We start from the raw sequence: 17,114 nt of genomic DNA on the forward strand, positions 1-17,114 counted from the left end.
GGATCGGCCGGTCGATCCCGCCCGGCGGCCACGGCGGCCCGCTCGGGGGCCGGGCTCGCACCGCCCGCACCGGGAACGCCGCGCAGGAGCGCGGCGCTGTCGGCCGCCGACCGCGCGACGGCGCGCAGCAGTTCGAGGCCCGGTTCCGCCGGTGTCCGCCCGTCCGGCGCGGCGGGCAATCGGTGCAGCCGGTTGAGCAGGGTGCGGGCCGCGAGCCCGGTGTGGGCCAATGCCCGCGAGCGGACCCCGGGCCCGGCGGGCCGGTCGGCCTCCGGCACCCGGGAGGGGCGCAGCGACTGGGCCCCCGTCCCGGCCGCGTCACCGGCGGCGCGGGAGAGGGCGTACGGCGGCCGGGCCAGCTCACCGGCGCAGCGCTCGGCGATGCCGGCGGCGCGGGCCGCGAGTTCCCGGTACGGCACGGTCGGCCGCTCGGGGAAGAGGCCGGCCTCGGCGGCGACGAGCAGGAGGATCCCGGCGGTGGTCCCGATCAGCCGCTCGCCCAGGGTGTCGGGGGCGTACGGCGGGAACGAGGGCAGGATGTAGAGCAGCTGGAGCCCCGGCGCCGCACCGGCCGGGCGGGGCCCGCCGACGGCGACGAAGGCGAGCGCGAAGCCGATGACGAGCATCCCGGCCACCGCGCTCGCGGTCCGCACGGCGAGGAAGGTCCCCACGACGACCAGGAGGCAGGCCACCGGCAGCACCCGCAGCATCACGACCGCCCGCTGCCGCCCGGTCCCCGGGATGCGCGAGAGGCCGCCCAACGAGACGGCGGCGAACAGCGCGTAGGTCGCGGTGACGGTCTGCCCGAACCCGTAGAGGAACAGGTAGAACCCGGCCGCCGCCGCCACCGTGACCCGCACCGAGCTGCGGGCCGCCCCCGCGTACGCGTCCGGCAGCCCCAGCAAACCGCTCACCCCACCAGCATCGGCCACGGCCCGCTCCTCGGCACCCGGTACCCGGCCGGCGGGCGCGGCTGTCGGCGGGGCACGGGCGGGGGGACGAGCGGGGCACGGGCAGGGAGCGAGCGGGCGTCGGCGGGGCATGGCCGGGCATCGGCCCGGTGGCGCACGGGGAGAGCCGCCGCTCCGTGCGGCACCCGTTCATGAACTATCTTGGGCGGCATCGGTACGAATGGGAGGCACCCCGTGCCATCAGGGCAGCAGGCGCGTGCGCAGGCGGCGGCGATCACACCTGGCACCCACCCCTCGGAGGCGGCGGAGGCGGCGGAGGCGCCGCCCGTCGACCAGGTGCGCGCCCTCTTCGGGGGCCACCGGCTCTCGCCCGGCCAGCGACGCATCGCCCAGTTCCTGATCGACCACCTCACCGAGGCGGCCTTCCTGTCGATCACCGAGCTCGCGGAGCGCGTCGGCGTGAGCCAGCCGTCCGTGACCCGCTTCGCGTCGTCGCTCGGGTTCAGCGGGTATCCCGCGCTCAGGGACGCCCTCCAGCCCATCGCGCTCAGGGCGGTCGCCGGAACCACCGAGGGGCGCGAGGCGCGGCGGAGCAACGAGCTCCAGGCGGCGATCGACGCCGAGATCGAGAACCTGTCCTCGCTGCGCCGCACCCTCGCGAGCACCGACCAGATCCTCGACACCGGCCGGGAGCTCGCCCGCTCCACGCCGCTCACGGTGCTCGGGCTGCGCATCTCGGTCTCCCTCGCCGAGTACTTCGCCTACGCGGCGCGGCGCATCCACCCCGATGTGCGGGTGGTGACCCGCGGCGGCAGCGTCGCCTACGACGCGCTGCTGCAGTCGCGCGAGGCGGGCGGCACCTGGGTATTGGCCTTCGCGATGCCGCGGCACTCCAAGGAGACCCTGGCCGCCCTGAGGGCTGCCCGGCGCGCCGGTCTGCGCGTCGCCCTGATCACGGACGTGGCGCTCGGCCCCCTGACGCACGAGGCCGATGTGAGCTTCACGGCGGGCACCGGCTCACGCCTCGTCTTCGACTCGTACGCGGCGCCGGGCGTGCTGTCGGCGGCCATCCTCCAGGCGATGGCGGACGCCGATCCCGAGCGGACACAGGTCCGGCTGGAGAAGTACGAGCAGGCGTCGGATCAGTACGACTTCTTCCTGGAGGACTGAAACCGGCCGCCCCCAGGGGTCCTGCATCACTTCTTTCACACCCCGGGTTCGCATGAATTTTTTCATGCCCTTGCGTACTCGACGGTATATATATTTACTACAGGTGCCCCGCGGGCACGGGCAGAACAGCGTCGGGTCGGCACCCCTCCTCCTCAGTCGGCCCCCGTGTTGTTCCACAGGGAGCACTTCGCGTTCCGCGAATGCCCCCGCGGCGGCTCCGGTCAACCCCTGGGCCGGAGCCGCCGCGCCCCTCCGCACAGGACCACCCTTCCTAAGGCGACGACGATGTCCCACCACCGCCCTCCGGTCAGCACCGACTGGCCGTACACGGTCGCGGCCCCCGGCAACCGCAACTGGGAGACCACGGCCGTCCGCTGGCTGCGCGACCTCCTGCCGGCGAGGTACGGCGGATACACGACCCTCACGCACCATCCGGTCCTGCTGGCCCGCCACGCCCAGCTGCAGGTCGAGCACGAGATCCGGGCGGTCAGGGTGGCGATGCAGACCTGCCGCGCCGAGCTGCCGACACTGGGCGTGTCCGGCACCACGATCGAGACCACGATCAGGCTGTACGCCCTGGAACTCCAGCAACTGAGCGGCCTGGCCCGAGGCGTCCGCCTGGTCACGGCAGCGCTCCTGGCGAGCGAGCATGCGACCGGCCGCCGAGCCCGGGTCTGAGGCGACATCCCCGTGTTCGAGCCGGCCCCGCGGAGACCTACGGGCTGTCGCTACGCGACACCCGCCACGGTCAGGACCGCGACCGGCAGGAGCAGCATCCACTGCGGCAGCCGGAGCAGCGGCCTCGCCCAGTCCGCCGACAGCGTGACGACCAGGAAGACGACCGCGTACGCGAGGAAGTGCGCGGCGACGAACCAGGCCATCGGACCGGTCACCGACGTGTCGTCCGCCGTCGCGAGGTACACCAGGGCGGCCGCGGAGAGCACCAGGTCGACGGTCACCATGTGCCACACGGCGTGAAGGACGCGTCGGGGTTCGTCGGCGAGTCCGCAGGACAACAGCGGGAGGACGATGTCCCGGCGCCCGGCGACCATGTGCACCGCGGCCACACCGAACGCGGTGACGCCCGCCGCGAGAAGCCAGCCGTTCACCGGATCGCGATCCCTTCGGCCACGACAGCGGCCAGCCGGCCGGGGAGCCGAGGGTCGGGCTGCTCCCCCACGAGGCCGATGTGGAAGAACACGGCGCCGGCCAGGGTGTCCAGCACCAGGTCCACGGGTGTCCCGGCCGCGATCTCTCCGCGCGCCTCCGCGCGCTCGAAGACGACCAGCAGCCGCTCCTTGGCCGGAGCCAGGAAGTCGCCCCGGATGCGCGCCTTCAGCACCGGATCGGCGGCGAAGTCGGCGAGCAGCCCCGGGAGCGCCGCTGCCGCGGCAGGCGCCTGGAACTCGTCGACCAGGCCGCGCAGCAGTGCGGTCAGATCCCCGGCCAGCGTTCCGGTGTCCGGGACCGGTGCGTGGTCGGTGGTCGTGAACACCGCCTCGAAGACCAACTCCGGCTTGCCCCGCCACCGCCGGTAGACCGTGTCCTTGCCGACGCCGGCGCGGGCGGCCACCGCCCCGATCGATGTCGCGGCGTAGCCGACCTCGGTCACCAGCTCCGTGGCCGCGCTGACGATCGCCTCGTGCGAGCGGGGATCCCTGGGACGTCCTCTGGAGGACGGAGAAGAGCTCATACAATTTACGATACGGGTCGACCCGTTTGATAAACAACCCGACCCACGCTCATCCGTCGCGCAGGCGCCGCGCCACCGAAGGGCGACGGCACCCGCCGCCACGATCACCGCACCGAGCACGGCCGACTTGGAGAACAGGCCGCAGGAAGGCCAGGGGCAGGGCCGAGCACAGGCATAACAGCACGATGACCATGGCGAGTTGGACACTGGTGCCGCTCCCGGTGGTGTGCCGCGAGGCGGCCGCGAACCGCCAGGCGCTCGCATCGACCGTACTCAACCTCCTTCCCTGCCAACGGAGTCGGATGGCCCGGCGGACACGTCGTGCTCGTTCTCGACCACAGGTTCCTCGTCAACGACGGAAACCCCGGAAGAGGGAAGCAGTTGCGGAACGCCGTCGATGATCGGATAGCGGCGGCGCAGGCGCGGGTTGTAGAGGGCGCCCCCGGTCTCGTCGAGGATCAGCGGGCCCTTGTCGAGCGGGCAGGCGAGGATCTTCAGCAGCGGGTTGTCAGGGTTCATGACCGGGCTCCTTCGGATGTGGGGGTGTCCGCGTCGTGTCGCGGCAGGGTGAGCAGCACCGTCAGTGCGAGCGCGGTGCCGCCGAGACGCAGTAACAGCCGCAACACGTCGTCGGGCAGCGGTTCGTCGAACGCGATCGTGCCGCTCACGATCGTGAACACACAGGTCACCGTCGTGCACACCGGGACGATCAGTGACGCCCGGCAGCGCTGCAGCGCGGTCTGCGACAGCACCAGTCCGCCGACCCCTGTCAGAAGGAGGAGGTACGGGTAGGGGGAGGCGAACAGGACGGGCACGGAGCCCAGGAGGTCCGAGGTGTCCAGATGTCCGGAGACGCCCTTGATGGCCAGCGAGCTGACGCCGTAGATCAGACCGACCGCGACCGCATAGGCCACTCCGGTGGTCGGCTGCCGATGGCGACGGCGGGCGCGACGCTCCGCGGCCGTGTACAGGAACAGCCCGACCGCGAGGGTCGGGACGCACAGGGCCAGCAGGATGCCGGTGGGCGCGCTGCGGCTGATCTCCTCGCTGGTCCCGTACAGCGAGGCCACCACCATCACCAGCGCCAGACCGATGACGGCCACCGCACGCCGCTCACGGCCGGAGGGGCGTTCACCGAGCACCACCGACGAGAGCACCAGCAGGAGGACCAGGCCGGACAGGAACAAGCCCTGGGCGGCGGCGATCGGCAGTGTGCGGTAGACGGCCAGCTGCGCGGCGAACCCCAGGGCCAGCGCCATGGCCCCGCAGATCCACAAGGGCCTGCAGGCCAGCAGGATCAGGGTGCGACCCGGCTGTGCGGCGCTCAGCCGCGGCATGCCGGCGAGCGCCCGCTTCTCCAGGACGAAGCCGGTGCTGTACAGGACGTTCGCCACCAGCGCGGCGATCACACCCCACACCACGGGCTACGCCTTTCTCGCATGCACGAGGAGGATGGAGGCGAGGGACGGCAGCCCGCAGGCCAGGCGGTCCAGCGGGCGGAGCGGTCGCGGTACTCCATGGAACGGCGCACCGGCGACCGACACCACCTCGAACCCGGACGCCGCCACGAACTCGCGCAGCGCACGCGCCGTATACAGCCTCAGATGGCCCACTACCTCCCTGCCCGGTCTGCCGTGGATACGGCGCAGACTCACCTCGGAGAACACCGGCTGGACTCCGGCGAGCAGCAGGGCGCGGTTGTACCAAGCGCCGAGGTTGGGCGTCGAGAGCATGAGGTGGCCACCGGGCCGCAGCACCCTGTGCAGTTCGTCGAGGGCACTGTCGGGGTCGACGAGGTGCTCGACGACTTCGCTGAACAGCACGGCGTCGGCACTGCCGGAGGCGAACGGCAGACCGCTGCCGGTCAGCTCGCCGCGGACGACCTGGCTCAGGCGCGTGGCCGCCCGGAGCAGCGCATCCTGCGACCAGTCGATCCCCACGACGCGGTGCCCGTCCAGGACGCGGGCTGCGGTCGCGCCGGCCGAACCGTCCCCGCAGCCCACGTCGAGCACGGTCGCGGCCGGGCGGCCGGGCCCCACGCGGCCGAGCGCGTCGGCCAGCATCCGGGCCTGACGCAGTGTCCGGGCTTCCCCGGAGGCGACGGGAACGGCGGGGTTCTCGTAGAAGTCCCGCAGCCCGGGGACCGGCCGGCCCGGCGAATTCACCGCCGCCTCGGGCGACTTCCCGTTTGCTGCGGAGCCCCTGGTGGAGAGGGTCATGACGGCCTCTTCCAGCTGTCGTGGGTGGAGCGGGCTCCACCTGGTGTCGAGTCGGAATGCGGTGTGTCGCGGCGGTACGGCCCGCCCGGGCTCCAGGCGTGATCCAGGGCCGTGGAGGCCTCGGTGTCCGCGGCGGTGGCGGCCGCCTCCCGGATGCGGGCTCCCGGCTCCGCACCCGGAGCGTTTCCCCCGGCCGGGGTGAGAGACGTCGCCGACAGCGACTCCTCGAACAAGCCCACCAGATCCGCACCGGCCTCGTCACCGAGCAGCGCCCGTGACCAGCGCAGCGTCACATGCAGTCGCCCGCCGGTGGAAGCCGCCGCCACGCTCAGCCCGCGCGGCATCCGCGCCGGTGCGGAGAACCACACGGCTGTCGCCCGGCCGGCGTCACCGAAGTCCAGTTCGTACGGCACGCGTCCGATGTTGGTGACCAGCGCCGTCGACGTCCAGGACGCCGCCGCCCGCCGTGCGCCACGGGTGAGCACGCCCCGCATGCCGACCGGTAGCAGCGGTGCGGTCAGCAGACTCGCCCCGGCGCCCAGGGGGGCGCCATGGGCCGACTTCAGCGCGCGGGTGCGGCGAGCCGTGGTGCGCAGCAAACGCGTCACGGCTGCTGGGTCCGGCCGTTCACCGAGCAACAGGTCGGTGTCGCGCGGGTCCTCGGATGTCATGGCCACCTCGACAAGGCGGGTTCCGTTACCGATCGGCATCTCCGTGCCGCGCGGCCGGTCGTCCACGGGCATCGTGATCCTCACCGGGCCGGCCGGCCGGCCCTGCGAGACGTTCCAGCGGCCCACCATCAGCGTTGCGGCGACCAGTAGTTGGTCGTTGACGGTCCAGGGCTCGAGGCCCCCGTTCCGCGCCGCACGCCGTGGCACGGGCAGATCCGCCTGCAGCATGCCGTTGCCCACCGCGCGGGCACGTACCGGCCGGGGGCGGGAGTCCGGCGCGACGCGTACGGGACGCGCACGTACGGCGTGGCCGGTGCCGCCGGTCCGGCTCGGAGCCGGACCCGAGGGCCCCGGCCGGAACCTCCCGGTGACCGGGAGGCCGGCCACACCGCCGTACTGTTCGGCGGTCGTGGCGAGCACCCGCAGCCCCGACCCCGCGTCGAGGGCCGTGTGATGCATCGTCAGCAGCAGTACGGTCCCGGTCCCGGAGGCCACATCCGCCGCCGACGGCTCGGGGCCGGCCGTTCGCCCGTCGACCTCTACGACGTCCAGGCGCATCGGCGGCGACAGGGTGAGCGGCGGGCATTCGCTCAGGGCGCGAGCCCGGGCCCGGGCCAACGCGTCGGGGCCCCGTCCCGCGAGGCTCACCGGGTCGCTGTCCGGTTGATCGGTCAGCTCCCACGCGAAGGACCGCCGGTGCCGGCGGCCGGGCACTTCCCGCATCAGCGCCCTGGGGTGTGCCAGCAGCGCCCTCCGGAAGGCGACCCGCAGTCGTGCCTCGTCCAGCCGTCCGGGCAGATGGACCTCGATGTGTACGCTCTCCGGTTCGTCGTCACTGAGGCAGTGCCGCGACACCTCGTCGACGGTCGGAAAGGGAATCCGGACCGTACCGGGAGGGGTCACGGTCCCCCTCCCGGCGGCGGTCCACGGCGCGATCACGAGGGGCCACCCCCTTCGGGCCGCCAGAGGGGCGGCTCGGGCCGGTGCCCGTCGCCGGTGCTCCGCGGCCTGGCCGTGACGACCGGTCCGGCTAGCGGCGCGTCGGCATCGTCGTGGTCCTCATGTCCGTCGCCGTGCCCACGTCCGGCGGCCACGGACTCCGGCCTCACCGCCGTCACCAGCGCGGCTGCCAGGGCCACGAGCGCGAGCACCTGCGCGAGGCCACTGAACGCGCCCTCCCCTGCGGCAACCGGCTCCCCGGCGCCCACGGCCGCGACGAGGCCCGCTCCGGCCATCGCCACCGCCGCGGTCGGCACCAGAACGGCCGGCCGGATCCGCGCCGCCACAGCGAGTACGGGCACGACCAGAGCCACCGGCCCCGCCGCGACCGCGACGACCGCGGTCAGCGCCAGCGTCCCGAGCAGCATCCCCGGGGCGGCTGGTTCGGGCAGCCTCTCGTCGGCTCCACCGGCGTGGCGCCGACGGCCCACGAAGGCCAGGGCGACGAGGGCGACGAGCGCGATCGCACCGCCGATCAGGGCTGTCCTGTACGGCCCGGAGGGTTCGAACTCCATGGTCACCGTGCCGGACGCCCCGGCCGGTATCACCCAGGCCTGCTGCCAGCCGTCGAGGCGCACCGGCTCCAGTTCCTTGCCGTCGAGCGTGGCCTTCCAGCCGTCGTTGGCGTTCTCGAAGGTCCGCAGGTACGCGGCCCCGCCGGAGCCGGCCGACACCGAGACGGTCCGGCTGTCGTCGGTCCACCTGGTGACGGTGGCCTCGCGACCCGCCGCTCCCGCCGTCTTCTGCGGGGTGCCCCGGGTCAGGGTGACGTCGGTGATCGCCAGCGGGCCCGCGTCACCCGCCTCCACCTCGTGATCGCCGGACGGAAGTTCGAGGGTGCCGTCCTTCTCCTCCCCCGCGCAGAGGGCGACGGTGACGGGGCGCCGCTCGGTGAGGTCCCGGACGAGTCCGGAGGCCGTCGTCTTGTGCAGGACACCGCCCACAGCGAGGTCCGGGCCCTTGCCGCACGGCAGCGAGAAGCGCGCGGACGGCTTCGGCGGCGGCACCCGCAGATCGGCGAGTGCGGGAACATGCACCTCGCTCAGCCCGACCGGCAGCTGCAACTGCGCGTTCGCCACCGGGTTGTGGACGGTGAGCGGGGCGACCCTGCTGATGGTGATGTCGAGCCGGTTCGTCTCGATCGCCGGGAATCGGGCCCACCCGTTCTCGTCCACGTCGGCCACGGCGGCGCCGCCCGGGGAGCTGATCATCACCTGTTCGGGCCGGGTGGACACCCCGCCCGCCGGCGCGAGGACGATCTCGTCGATCTTCGTCTTCTTGGGCCAGCTCAGGTGGACGACCGGCCGGTCGCCCGCTATCCAGGCGGTCGTCAGATCACCGTCGACCAGGTTGCGGGCGCTGAGTGACGAGCCGTTGCGGCTGGTGGAGTCCACGGAGGCCGTCAGCCGGTTCTTCGATCCGGGGGCCGAACGGTCGAGAAGTGCGTCCAACGGGCCGCCGGGCACCGCGACGGCTCGCGCCGACACCTTGTACTCGCCCGACTCCTGGGTGCTGAACCGCCGGTGCAGGCCCACCTCTGCCGATACGGGCGACAGACCGCCCGCGTCGGTGCCCCGGTGCAGGGAGTACAGGGTCGTCTCCGCGTCGGTGCGCTCCGCGTCGGCAGGCAGCGCCAGCATGCGCGTCACCTGCACGTCCGGGATCGACACCTCGGAGAAACCGGCCCCGGACAGGCCCGGTCGTGCCTGTTGCGCGGCAACGACGGTGATCTTCATCCAGGACGCCTCGCCGGCCGGAGCCCTGACGGTCTGCGGCAGGCCGTTCGTCTGCAGCGGGCTTTCGGCCGAACCGCGGTCGGTCTCGATCCGCACCTGCGTGGGCGCCGCGCGCATGGCGTCGCCCGGCAGGGGCGTCAGCTGGACGGAGGCCGGGATGTCGGTCGGCCGGGAGAACTCGACCTTGAGCCACTGGCCGGCCGGCCTGCCCGGGCTGCCCTCGGTCCACGCGGTGTCCGGGTTGCCGTCGAAGGCGTTCACCGGGTCGTACTGCGGCTGGTGGAACAGCCAGTTGCCACTGCTGGAAGCCGTCACGGACTCGGCACCGCGCAGCACCGCCGTCGTCTGGTGGTCGGTGCCCTCCGACGGCAGGATCTGCTTGGGCTTCTCCCCCGGGTTCTGCAGACTGCCGGAGTGATTGCGCTCGTCCGCCGTGTAGGTGTACGAGGTGTTGTTGTTGACCAGGCCGAACCGGGTGTCGGCTCGGCGCAGCCCGTCCGCGACCGCCTTCACCTGTGCGACCACGCCCTGGGGAAGCCCGTCCCCGGCCAGTACGGCCGGCCGCTCGGCCATCGAGGGGTCGGCGGACAGCTGGAGCAACGACTCGGGTCCGCCACTGACCACGGCCGTGTCGGCCACGGCCGAGACACCGACCCTGCCGGGCCTTCCGTCGCGGTCCTGCGGCTCGTAGATCTCCACGGCCTGGAGCCGCGGGTAGAGCCCCTGCACCTGGAGCGGGGTGTCGGCGGCGATGCGTCCGCCGGTCACCAGCGGGCCGAACCCGGCGACCTTGCGGTAGCCGGACGACTCAAGGGTCCGCTTCACCGTCTGGGGCGGGACATAGCCGATCTGGTCGGGGTCGAGGTCGTTGCGGACGACCACCTCGTGCATACCGGCCCGCGCCAGGTAGGCCCGAAGGCCCGGCACCTCGGTGCCGGACAGCAGCGCCTGCTCGACGGCGTCCGTCATACGGCGTGCTCCGGGAGTGCCGAAGGGGACGAAGTCACGCTGTGCCCAGGGGGTCTCGGCCAGCACGTCGAACGGCTGGTCGATGGGGGAACCCCAGGTGTAGATGCCGTGCGCCGTCGCCGGGACGACCAGTGCGCGGCTGTCGGGGGCGTTGTCCTTGAGCCAGCCGGCGGCCTTCTCCCAGTGGGTGGGCAGCTTGGTGAACGCCCCGGGCTGCAGGATCGAGCCGTTGACGTACGGGAGCGCCAGGCCGGGCAGGACCAGCACCGCCGCGGCCGCAGGCACCCAGCGCCGACCGCGGAGTGCGCGGGAACCTCTGCTCTCGGACAGCACGGCCGTCAGATGGACCAGTCCGAGGGCGAGCGCGAGGGCCAGTCCCGGCTGGAACTTGTAGATGTTGCGGAACGGCTTCAACGGCCCGTTCAGCCAGTCCTGGACGACACCGTGGAACGGACCGCCGAAGGCTCCTCCGTACCCGGCGAGCGTGATCAGGACGACGGCCAGGACGGTCAGCAGCAGCCAGCGGCGCTCCGGCAGGTCCCGCCGGGCCAGGCCCGCGAGACCCAGCGCCGCGACGAACGCCGAACCGAGGATGGTGACGACGGAGGTCGCGACGGCCCAGCCGGCCGGCAACCATGCCTCACCGAAGTTCAGATAGGCCACCCAGTTGCCGGCGCCGCGCAGCAGTTCGGTCGCGGACATGGTGGCGGTGGTGGTGTCGGCCTGCTCGACGTACGGCATGAAGTTCTCGCCGTGGATGCCGAGCAGGAGCAGCGGCACCACCCACCAGACGGTGGCGAGCGCGACGCCCGGTATCCACCAGCCCAGCAGCGCGCGCCGACGCCGGCCGGGCGGGCGGCTGAGCAGGTACAGCCCCACGGGCAGCAGCGCGGCCAACGTGGAGGCGGCGTTCACGCCACCCATGAAAGGGATCAGCAGGGCCGAACGCGCGGCTGCCATCCGGTGGCTCAGCGTCGCGGAGGTCAGCGGCAGCAGCACCCAGGGCAGCAGGGCGCCGGGCAGTGCGGCGGCGGAGGTCGATCCGATGACGATCGTGAAGGTGGGCCACAGCGCGTACGCCACCGCGCCCACGACCCGGGACGCGCGTGTCCCCACGCGCAGCCGCTCGGCGAGCCTGAGCGCGCCCCAGAAGGCGGCGGTCACGATGATCGACAGCCAGAGCCGCTCGGCCAGCCACACCGGAACCCGCAGCAGGTCCATGAACGCGTAGTAAGGGAGCGCGGGAAAGGCGTAGCCGATGTACTGGTTGGCTATGCCGCCGAGGCCCACGTTGCCGTTCCACAGCGAACCGAGGTCGCCGAGGAAGCGCCAGGGGTCGAGGGCGACGCCGAGTTTCGTCTCGAACGTCATCTTCCCCGGTGACACCGCGAGGAACGACACCAGCACGACGGCCCAGAAGCCGAACAGCAGGCGTCGTCCGCGCGGCTCGCCGAGCGCCTCCGACGGCGTCGGGCCGGGCTGCGGCGCCCGGGTGGGCGCCTGGACCGCAGTGGTCATGACCGTTCCTCGCTTCGCAGACTCATGGGCTTCGCCTGAGAATCAGCAGCAGATTCCAGGTGGCGATCTCGCGGAGTCCCGGCACCCGGGTGATCGTGCTCGCGAGGAATGGCCAGTAACGGGAGCGCGCCGTGACGACCTGCACGTCGTCGCGGCCGCGGACGTGCCGCAGGGTGGGACCGATGTGGACGGGGAAGAGGTTCTCGCCGAGCGTGTGCTTGGCCTCGCGGCCGGTGCGCCGTGCGTAGCGCGCGCGGGCCCGGTCGGGCCCGAGGTAGTGCCACGGCGCGGTCTCGTGGCCTCCCCAGGGGGAGAGCCAGTTGGTGAACGACAGGTAGATCAGTCCGCCGGGGCGGGTGACCCGCGCCATCTCGCTGATGAACGTCTGCGGGTCCGACACGTGCTCCAGCACGTTGGACGAGAAACAGACGTCCGCCGCCCCGTCGGCGAGCGGCAGCAGATATCCGTCGGCGAGCACCGCGCCCTCGGTGACCGGGCCGCGGGCGCTCAGCTCCCGAGGGTCGGGCTCGAAGAGGTAGCTGTGCGCGCCGCGGCGGCGGAACTCCTCGGTGAAGTGGCCGCTGCCACCGCCGATGTCCACGACGATCTTGCCGGGCAGGTCGATGTGCCGTGCCACTTGTGCCACCGAGTCGCGGGCCAGCAGGGTGTAGCACCGTTCGGGATCGCTGGGTTCGCGCATGAACGCCCGGAAGAGGGCGGCCGATCTCTTCAGCGACGGATCCTTGAAGTCGCGTTCGGTGATCTCAGCCACGGCCACTCCTGCCGCGTCCCGGGGTGGCGGCGCGGGCCACGGCCTCGGCGGCGACCGCCTGGAACTGACGGACCGTCGCGCTCCAGCGGAAGCGCTTGGCGCGATGCGCGGCGGCACGTCCGAGGGCCGCGCGCCGCTCGGTGCTGAGAGACAGGGCGCACCACGCAGCGGCGAACGAACTCTCCCCGCGGGCGAGTACGCCGGTCTCCCCGTCCTCGATGGAGTCGCACAGGCCGGGTATGTCGAATCCGATCGCAGGGGTGGCCCGGGCGGCCGCCTCGGTGACGACCAGCCCCCAGCCCTCGACGAGGGAGGGGTGCAGCAGCAGCCACGCCTCGCACATCAGCCGGTGCTTCTCGGCGTCCGACACCCGGCCTGTGAACGTCACACCGGGGCCGGCCATGGCTTCAAGGCGCGACCGTTCGGGGCCGTCGCCCACGATGACGAGTCGGCCACCGGTGACGGGACGGACCCGCTCCCACAGCCTGAGGAGCAGGTCGATGCGCTTGTACTCCACCAGTCGGCCGACGGCCAGGAACAGCGGTTCCTTGGCCTCGGGCAGCAGCGGGCCGGGGTCTTCGACACCGTTGTTCACGATCCGGATGCGGTCCGCGGCCACGCCGATGTCGCGCAGCTCGGAGGCGGTCGACTCGGAGACGGCCACCATCAGGTTGTCGCGGTGGGTGCCGGCCAGTGCCCAGTGCTCCAGCCTGCGTCCGAGCCGTGCCGCCGGGCCCGGGTAACGCATCTGCCAAAGATCCGTGTGCACGTGGTTGACCAGGCACAACGTTGGTCCGCGGTGCCACAGCGGCGCCAGGTACGGCATGCCGTTGCACACCTCGACGAGCAGGTCGCAGTCGCCGACCTCGCGGGCGAAGGTCGACTTGGCGCGCAGGAAGTGACCGGCGTCACCTCCCGCGGAGACCACCCGGTAGTCGCGCTGGGCGGCCGGGCCGCCGCACACGAGCGTGACCTCATGGCCGCCGGAGGTCAGGCCGTCGGCAATCCGGTCGATGAGCAGTTCCGATCCGCCGGCTGCCTGGTTGGCCAGGTCACGGCGGGCGAGAAAGGTGATCCGACGCGGGAGGGGTGTTCCAGGAGATGCGACGTGCGGGTCGGCGGCGAGCGAGTCGGCGACATGGCTGCCGGTGCTGACTTGAGTGGGGACGGAGAGGGAGTCCTTCTGGCCGAGGGCCAGGGCGGACGCGCGCTGGGGCATAGAGGTGCTCCAACTCGGCGGCTGCGAGAGGCAGACGGGTGGGGGAAGAAGGCGGCTGCGGGAGGCAGGCGGGTGGTGGCAGGCGGGTGGGGGGATGGCCGGGCTTCCGGGGATGAAGCGCTGGGCTGGCTCTGTCTGCGGTTGCTGCGGGTACTGCGGTTACTGCGGGTACCGCGGCGCGGACGGTGGAGGTGCGGCCGTCTCAGCACCTTGCCGATGGCGGTCTCCTGAGGGTGGGAGCACGCTCACACCGGCAACCTTGCTCTTACTCGGGGGTAACGTCAGTCTTCGTTCGACAAGTCGTTCCGGCTACTCAGCCCGGTGACAAGTTCGGGACGCAGGTCCTGCGCCGCTTTATCACTCTTCTGAGTGTTCCGACCGTCGACGGCCGCGTATCAGCAGCACAACGCCGACGGCGGCGAGCAGGCCGCCCAGGACTCCGCCCCCGAGGGGCGCGGTCTCGCCGAGCAGCTTCAACCGGCTGCCGTCCTCGGAGGCCAGCTTCACCTGTTCGAGCCGGGTCGCGTCGGTGAACTCCAGCCGCTCACTGGACAGCAGGGTGACCGCGTCCTTCTTCGAACCCGGGGCCCGTAGCGTCTTGGTCGGCGCGATCACCGCGTTCATGATCCGACCCGTGCGCCGGTCCACGGTCAGCTCGATCCCCGCGTTGGAATACCACTCCTCGGCCAGCACCTGGCCCGGCTTCGAACTGCCCACCAGCACGCCGGGCACCATGCGGGTGCCGGTCGCGGTGGCCTCGACAGCGCCGACGAAGCGGTAGCCCTCGTGCCCGTCGACCTCGGTGACCTCGTCGAACTCCAGCGGCACGGCGGCACCCAGGGTGCTGTCCCACCAGGTGTAGGAGCGCTTCTCGACGTCGAACGGGAACTTCAGGTAGGCCTCGCCCTCGAACCCGGGCTTCTCCTCGCAGCAGTGCACGGGGAGGTTCGTCCGACGATCGGTCACCCAGCGTTCGGTGGTCCATTGCAGGGACTTCCGCGGGTCGGCGAGCGGCAGCGTCTTCGGCGTATCGATCTGGGTCGACACGTCCCAGATCGCGTTTCCGCTGCGCTCGCTCTCGGCCACGTTCCCCAGCACCTTGCGGGTGATCGTGAGCGTCTGGTCGTCCACGGTGGCGACGGACCCGGTGTCGAAGTAGCTGCCCTGTCCACGGAAGACCGTCGTGGAGTTCACATCGGTCGGAGTGCGCTTGGCGCGTGGCTCCACGTACCAGACGAGGAGCTGGGTGAGCACCAGCAGAAAGACTCCGGAACCCAGCAGAATCAGGGACAAAGGGGATATTGAACGACGCATACGAGTACTCCGATACGGGTGCGATATGCGAGGAGCTCATGGGCTGCGCGGGAAGGAACCACGCGCACGGATTGCGACCTGTCCGGGGGAGGAATGACTTACCCAGGAGTAACAGTGGCGATGAACGGCGAAAGTAGGCGGCCCTTGACCTTCTGTCAACGCGCCTCGCATACTGACCGCGCCGGACCGGGCCGGCGCGCTGGGTGACTGACCTCATCGACTGAGAGGCCGATCATCCTCATGCCCAGACTGCTCGCCGCCTTCCTGACCTGCGTCGCCGCCGCCGTTCTGGCCGCCTGCGCCGCCTTCGGAATCGTCGCCGCTCTCGACGCCACACCCGAGCAGCAGAATGTGCCGCTCGTCACGTTCCCCGAACCACCCGCTCCAGGGACGACCAGCACGCCGGGCTCCGGCGCGGGCTAGGTTGTGAAGAGGCGGGCCGGTGACCGAGCGCATGTGGACCGGACATCCAGGAGCGATGTTGTGGAAGCGTCGTCAGCGTGGCACGACGTGCCACAAGAACGGATTCAGCAGTTCGCCGACCGCGCCCTGGCGCAGGTCCCCGAGCTGGCAGAGGACATCCTGGCCGAGATCCGACGGAACCATCCGGGTCTGGTGTTCATCGCCGACGAGTCCGGGGAGCCGAAGGCCCTGGTGGCGATCCGGCACGCTCTGGAACTCTTCGTCGAGCAGATGACCACGGGGTCGGACCGGCCTCGCGCCCTCCCCGAGATGTTCCAGGACTTCGGGCGCAGCGAGGTCGCGCAGGGGCGCAGCCTGGACTCCTTGCAGGGGATCTACCGGCTGGGCGTGCGCCTTTCCTGGCGGCGCATGGCGGAGATCGGGCAGCAGGTCGACATCCCGTCCGCGGCCATGTACGAACTCGCCGAGTCCGCGTTCGAGTACCTCGACGTCATGGTGGCCCAGTCGGTACGCGGGTACGCCGAGGCCGTCGCCCGCCAGGCCGGCGAGCGGCTGCGCCGGCAACGACTTCTCGTCGATCTCCTGCTCGCCGAGCACCGCACGGACCCGTCCGCCCTCCTCGCCGACCGCGCGGCCGACGTGGGCTGGCAGCTGCCCGAACGGGTGGCGGTCGCCGTGCTGCTTCGCCCCGCCCTGGAGGCTGTCGCCCCCGCCGTGGGCGACGGGGTGCTGCTCGACATGGAGGGCGAGCAGCCGCGCTTGGTCGTGCCGGACCCGGACGCCCCCGGTCGGGCGGAGTTGCTGCACCAGGCGGTGGCCGGCTGGTCCGGAGCGATCGGCCCGTCGGTTCCCCTGGCGGAGGCCGTGACGTCGCTGCGCTGGGCCGAGGCCGCGGTCGCGATGATCGAGGAGGATCTGCTGCCGCGAGGGCGGCTCCTGCACTGCGCCGAGCACGTCGAAGCCCTGGTACTGCTGCCCGCAGGGGAGTTGATCGACGATCTTGCGCGGCGGCGGCTGGCGCAGCTGGACGAGTCGGGCGGCCCGGCCCACACCCACCGTCTCGCCGAGACCCTGCTTGCCTGGCTGGAGACACGGGGCGGTGCCCCGGAGGTGGCCTCCCGGCTCGGAGTCCACCCGCAGACCGTGCGCTACCGGCTGAGGCAGCTCCGTGAGCTGTGGGGCGAGGACCTGGACGACCCGGATCGCCGCTTCGAACTGGAGCTGGTCCTTCGCGCCCGGCGACTGCGCGGCGATCTCGCCCCACCGCATGACTGACGCGGGGCAACGCCGCCGGCCGGCCCCGGGCCGATCCCGGTCGGCCGGGAGGTTCGTCCCCCGGGGCACACCGGCGCACGCTGTCGTCGCCCAGTGGCACCTGGCACGGGTGACCGTAGCGAACCCGACGGGAGGACCGCGGGGCGGAGCGCCGCGCCGGGTGTCGCAGGCGCGTGGTGGGGGGGGGCGGGGGCCCGCGGGGCGGCCCCCCGGGGGGGGTGGCGG

At 72.2% G+C, this 17,114-nt stretch carries 14 protein-coding genes and 1 pseudogene; 4 read left to right on the forward strand and 11 right to left on the reverse strand.

Going from position 1 to position 17,114, the window contains the following annotated elements; all coding sequences use genetic code 11:
- Positions 1-914, reverse strand: a pseudogene (locus tag AB0E14_RS34910) (FUSC family protein); the annotation flags it as partial.
- Positions 915-1,145: 231 nt separating this feature from the next.
- Between AB0E14_RS34910 and AB0E14_RS34915 the strand changes: the two are divergent.
- Together AB0E14_RS34915 and AB0E14_RS34920 are read left to right on the forward strand one after the other, a co-directional pair.
- The gene (locus AB0E14_RS34915) at positions 1,146-2,081 is read left to right on the forward strand and encodes a MurR/RpiR family transcriptional regulator (protein ID WP_362427838.1); all 936 of its coding nucleotides are present in this window, start codon (positions 1,146-1,148) and stop codon (positions 2,079-2,081) included.
- A 285-nt stretch (positions 2,082-2,366) separates the two neighbouring features.
- The gene (locus AB0E14_RS34920; RefSeq protein ID WP_362427841.1) at positions 2,367-2,759 is read left to right on the forward strand and encodes a hypothetical protein; all 393 of its coding nucleotides are present in this window, start codon (positions 2,367-2,369) and stop codon (positions 2,757-2,759) included.
- 50 nt (positions 2,760-2,809) lie between these two features.
- On the opposite strand, the gene AB0E14_RS34925 is transcribed toward AB0E14_RS34920, so the two are convergent.
- The 10 genes from AB0E14_RS34925 to AB0E14_RS34970 all read right to left on the reverse strand — a co-directional run bounded on the left by AB0E14_RS34925 (position 2,810) and on the right by AB0E14_RS34970 (position 15,191).
- Positions 2,810-3,190 (reverse strand): hypothetical protein, encoded by a 381-nt coding sequence (locus tag AB0E14_RS34925; RefSeq protein WP_362427844.1) that lies wholly within the window; start codon positions 3,188-3,190, stop codon positions 2,810-2,812.
- Positions 3,187-3,774 (reverse strand): TetR/AcrR family transcriptional regulator, encoded by a 588-nt coding sequence (locus tag AB0E14_RS34930; protein WP_362427847.1) that lies wholly within the window; start codon positions 3,772-3,774, stop codon positions 3,187-3,189. Before AB0E14_RS34930 ends, AB0E14_RS34925 begins: the two co-directional genes overlap by 4 nt.
- A gap of 273 nt (positions 3,775-4,047) precedes the next feature.
- The gene (locus AB0E14_RS34935) at positions 4,048-4,293 is read right to left on the reverse strand and encodes a Trm112 family protein (protein ID WP_362427850.1); all 246 of its coding nucleotides are present in this window, start codon (positions 4,291-4,293) and stop codon (positions 4,048-4,050) included.
- Positions 4,290-5,195 carry a DMT family transporter gene (locus AB0E14_RS34940; RefSeq protein ID WP_362427853.1) on the reverse strand — a complete coding sequence of 302 codons (906 nt, stop codon included), beginning with the start codon at positions 5,193-5,195 and terminating at the stop codon, positions 4,290-4,292. Before AB0E14_RS34940 ends, AB0E14_RS34935 begins: the two co-directional genes overlap by 4 nt.
- A gap of 3 nt (positions 5,196-5,198) precedes the next feature.
- On the reverse strand, positions 5,199-5,993 hold the full coding sequence (locus tag AB0E14_RS34945) for a class I SAM-dependent methyltransferase (RefSeq protein WP_362427856.1): 795 nt from the start codon (positions 5,991-5,993) through the stop codon (positions 5,199-5,201).
- Positions 5,990-7,567 carry a condensation protein gene (locus AB0E14_RS34950; protein ID WP_362427859.1) on the reverse strand — a complete coding sequence of 526 codons (1,578 nt, stop codon included), beginning with the start codon at positions 7,565-7,567 and terminating at the stop codon, positions 5,990-5,992. Before AB0E14_RS34950 ends, AB0E14_RS34945 begins: the two co-directional genes overlap by 4 nt.
- A 32-nt stretch (positions 7,568-7,599) precedes the next feature.
- A complete protein-coding gene (locus AB0E14_RS34955; RefSeq protein ID WP_362427862.1) occupies positions 7,600-11,886 on the reverse strand; it encodes an alpha-(1->3)-arabinofuranosyltransferase in 4,287 nt (1,428 codons plus the stop codon).
- Positions 11,887-11,908: 22 nt separating this feature from the next.
- Positions 11,909-12,586 carry a class I SAM-dependent methyltransferase gene (locus AB0E14_RS34960; RefSeq protein WP_362427898.1) on the reverse strand — a complete coding sequence of 226 codons (678 nt, stop codon included), beginning with the start codon at positions 12,584-12,586 and terminating at the stop codon, positions 11,909-11,911.
- 64 nt (positions 12,587-12,650) lie between these two features.
- Positions 12,651-13,877 carry a glycosyltransferase family 4 protein gene (locus AB0E14_RS34965; protein ID WP_362427865.1) on the reverse strand — a complete coding sequence of 409 codons (1,227 nt, stop codon included), beginning with the start codon at positions 13,875-13,877 and terminating at the stop codon, positions 12,651-12,653.
- Positions 13,878-14,234: 357 nt separating this feature from the next.
- Positions 14,235-15,191, reverse strand: a complete 957-nt coding sequence (locus AB0E14_RS34970; protein WP_362427868.1) for a DUF3068 domain-containing protein — start codon at positions 15,189-15,191, stop codon at positions 14,235-14,237.
- 240 nt (positions 15,192-15,431) lie between these two features.
- On the opposite strand from AB0E14_RS34970, the gene AB0E14_RS34975 reads away from it, so the two are divergent.
- Both AB0E14_RS34975 and AB0E14_RS34980 read left to right on the forward strand, forming a co-directional pair.
- The gene (locus AB0E14_RS34975) at positions 15,432-15,614 is read left to right on the forward strand and encodes a hypothetical protein (protein WP_362427871.1); all 183 of its coding nucleotides are present in this window, start codon (positions 15,432-15,434) and stop codon (positions 15,612-15,614) included.
- Positions 15,615-15,701: 87 nt separating this feature from the next.
- The gene (locus tag AB0E14_RS34980) at positions 15,702-16,889 is read left to right on the forward strand and encodes a helix-turn-helix domain-containing protein (RefSeq protein ID WP_362427874.1); all 1,188 of its coding nucleotides are present in this window, start codon (positions 15,702-15,704) and stop codon (positions 16,887-16,889) included.
- Positions 16,890-17,114 lie beyond the last annotated feature (225 nt).

The sequence above is a fragment of the Streptomyces sp. NPDC047981 genome (genome assembly GCF_040653315.1).
Classification (GTDB): Bacteria; Actinomycetota; Actinomycetes; order Streptomycetales; family Streptomycetaceae; genus Streptomyces.

Coding starts and splice junctions, on each gene's coding strand:
- AB0E14_RS34975 (WP_362427871.1), top strand. CDS start 15,432: ATGCCCAGACTGCTCGCCGCCTTCCTGACCTGCGTCGCCGCCGCCGTT.
- AB0E14_RS34955 (WP_362427862.1), bottom strand. CDS start 11,886: ATGACCACTGCGGTCCAGGCGCCCACCCGGGCGCCGCAGCCCGGCCCG.
- AB0E14_RS34960 (WP_362427898.1), bottom strand. CDS start 12,586: ATGCGCGAACCCAGCGATCCCGAACGGTGCTACACCCTGCTGGCCCGC.
- AB0E14_RS34920 (WP_362427841.1), top strand. CDS start 2,367: ATGTCCCACCACCGCCCTCCGGTCAGCACCGACTGGCCGTACACGGTC.
- AB0E14_RS34970 (WP_362427868.1), bottom strand. CDS start 15,191: ATGCGTCGTTCAATATCCCCTTTGTCCCTGATTCTGCTGGGTTCCGGA.
- AB0E14_RS34965 (WP_362427865.1), bottom strand. CDS start 13,877: ATGCCCCAGCGCGCGTCCGCCCTGGCCCTCGGCCAGAAGGACTCCCTC.
- AB0E14_RS34935 (WP_362427850.1), bottom strand. CDS start 4,293: ATGAACCCTGACAACCCGCTGCTGAAGATCCTCGCCTGCCCGCTCGAC.
- AB0E14_RS34945 (WP_362427856.1), bottom strand. CDS start 5,993: ATGACCCTCTCCACCAGGGGCTCCGCAGCAAACGGGAAGTCGCCCGAG.
- AB0E14_RS34930 (WP_362427847.1), bottom strand. CDS start 3,774: ATGAGCTCTTCTCCGTCCTCCAGAGGACGTCCCAGGGATCCCCGCTCG.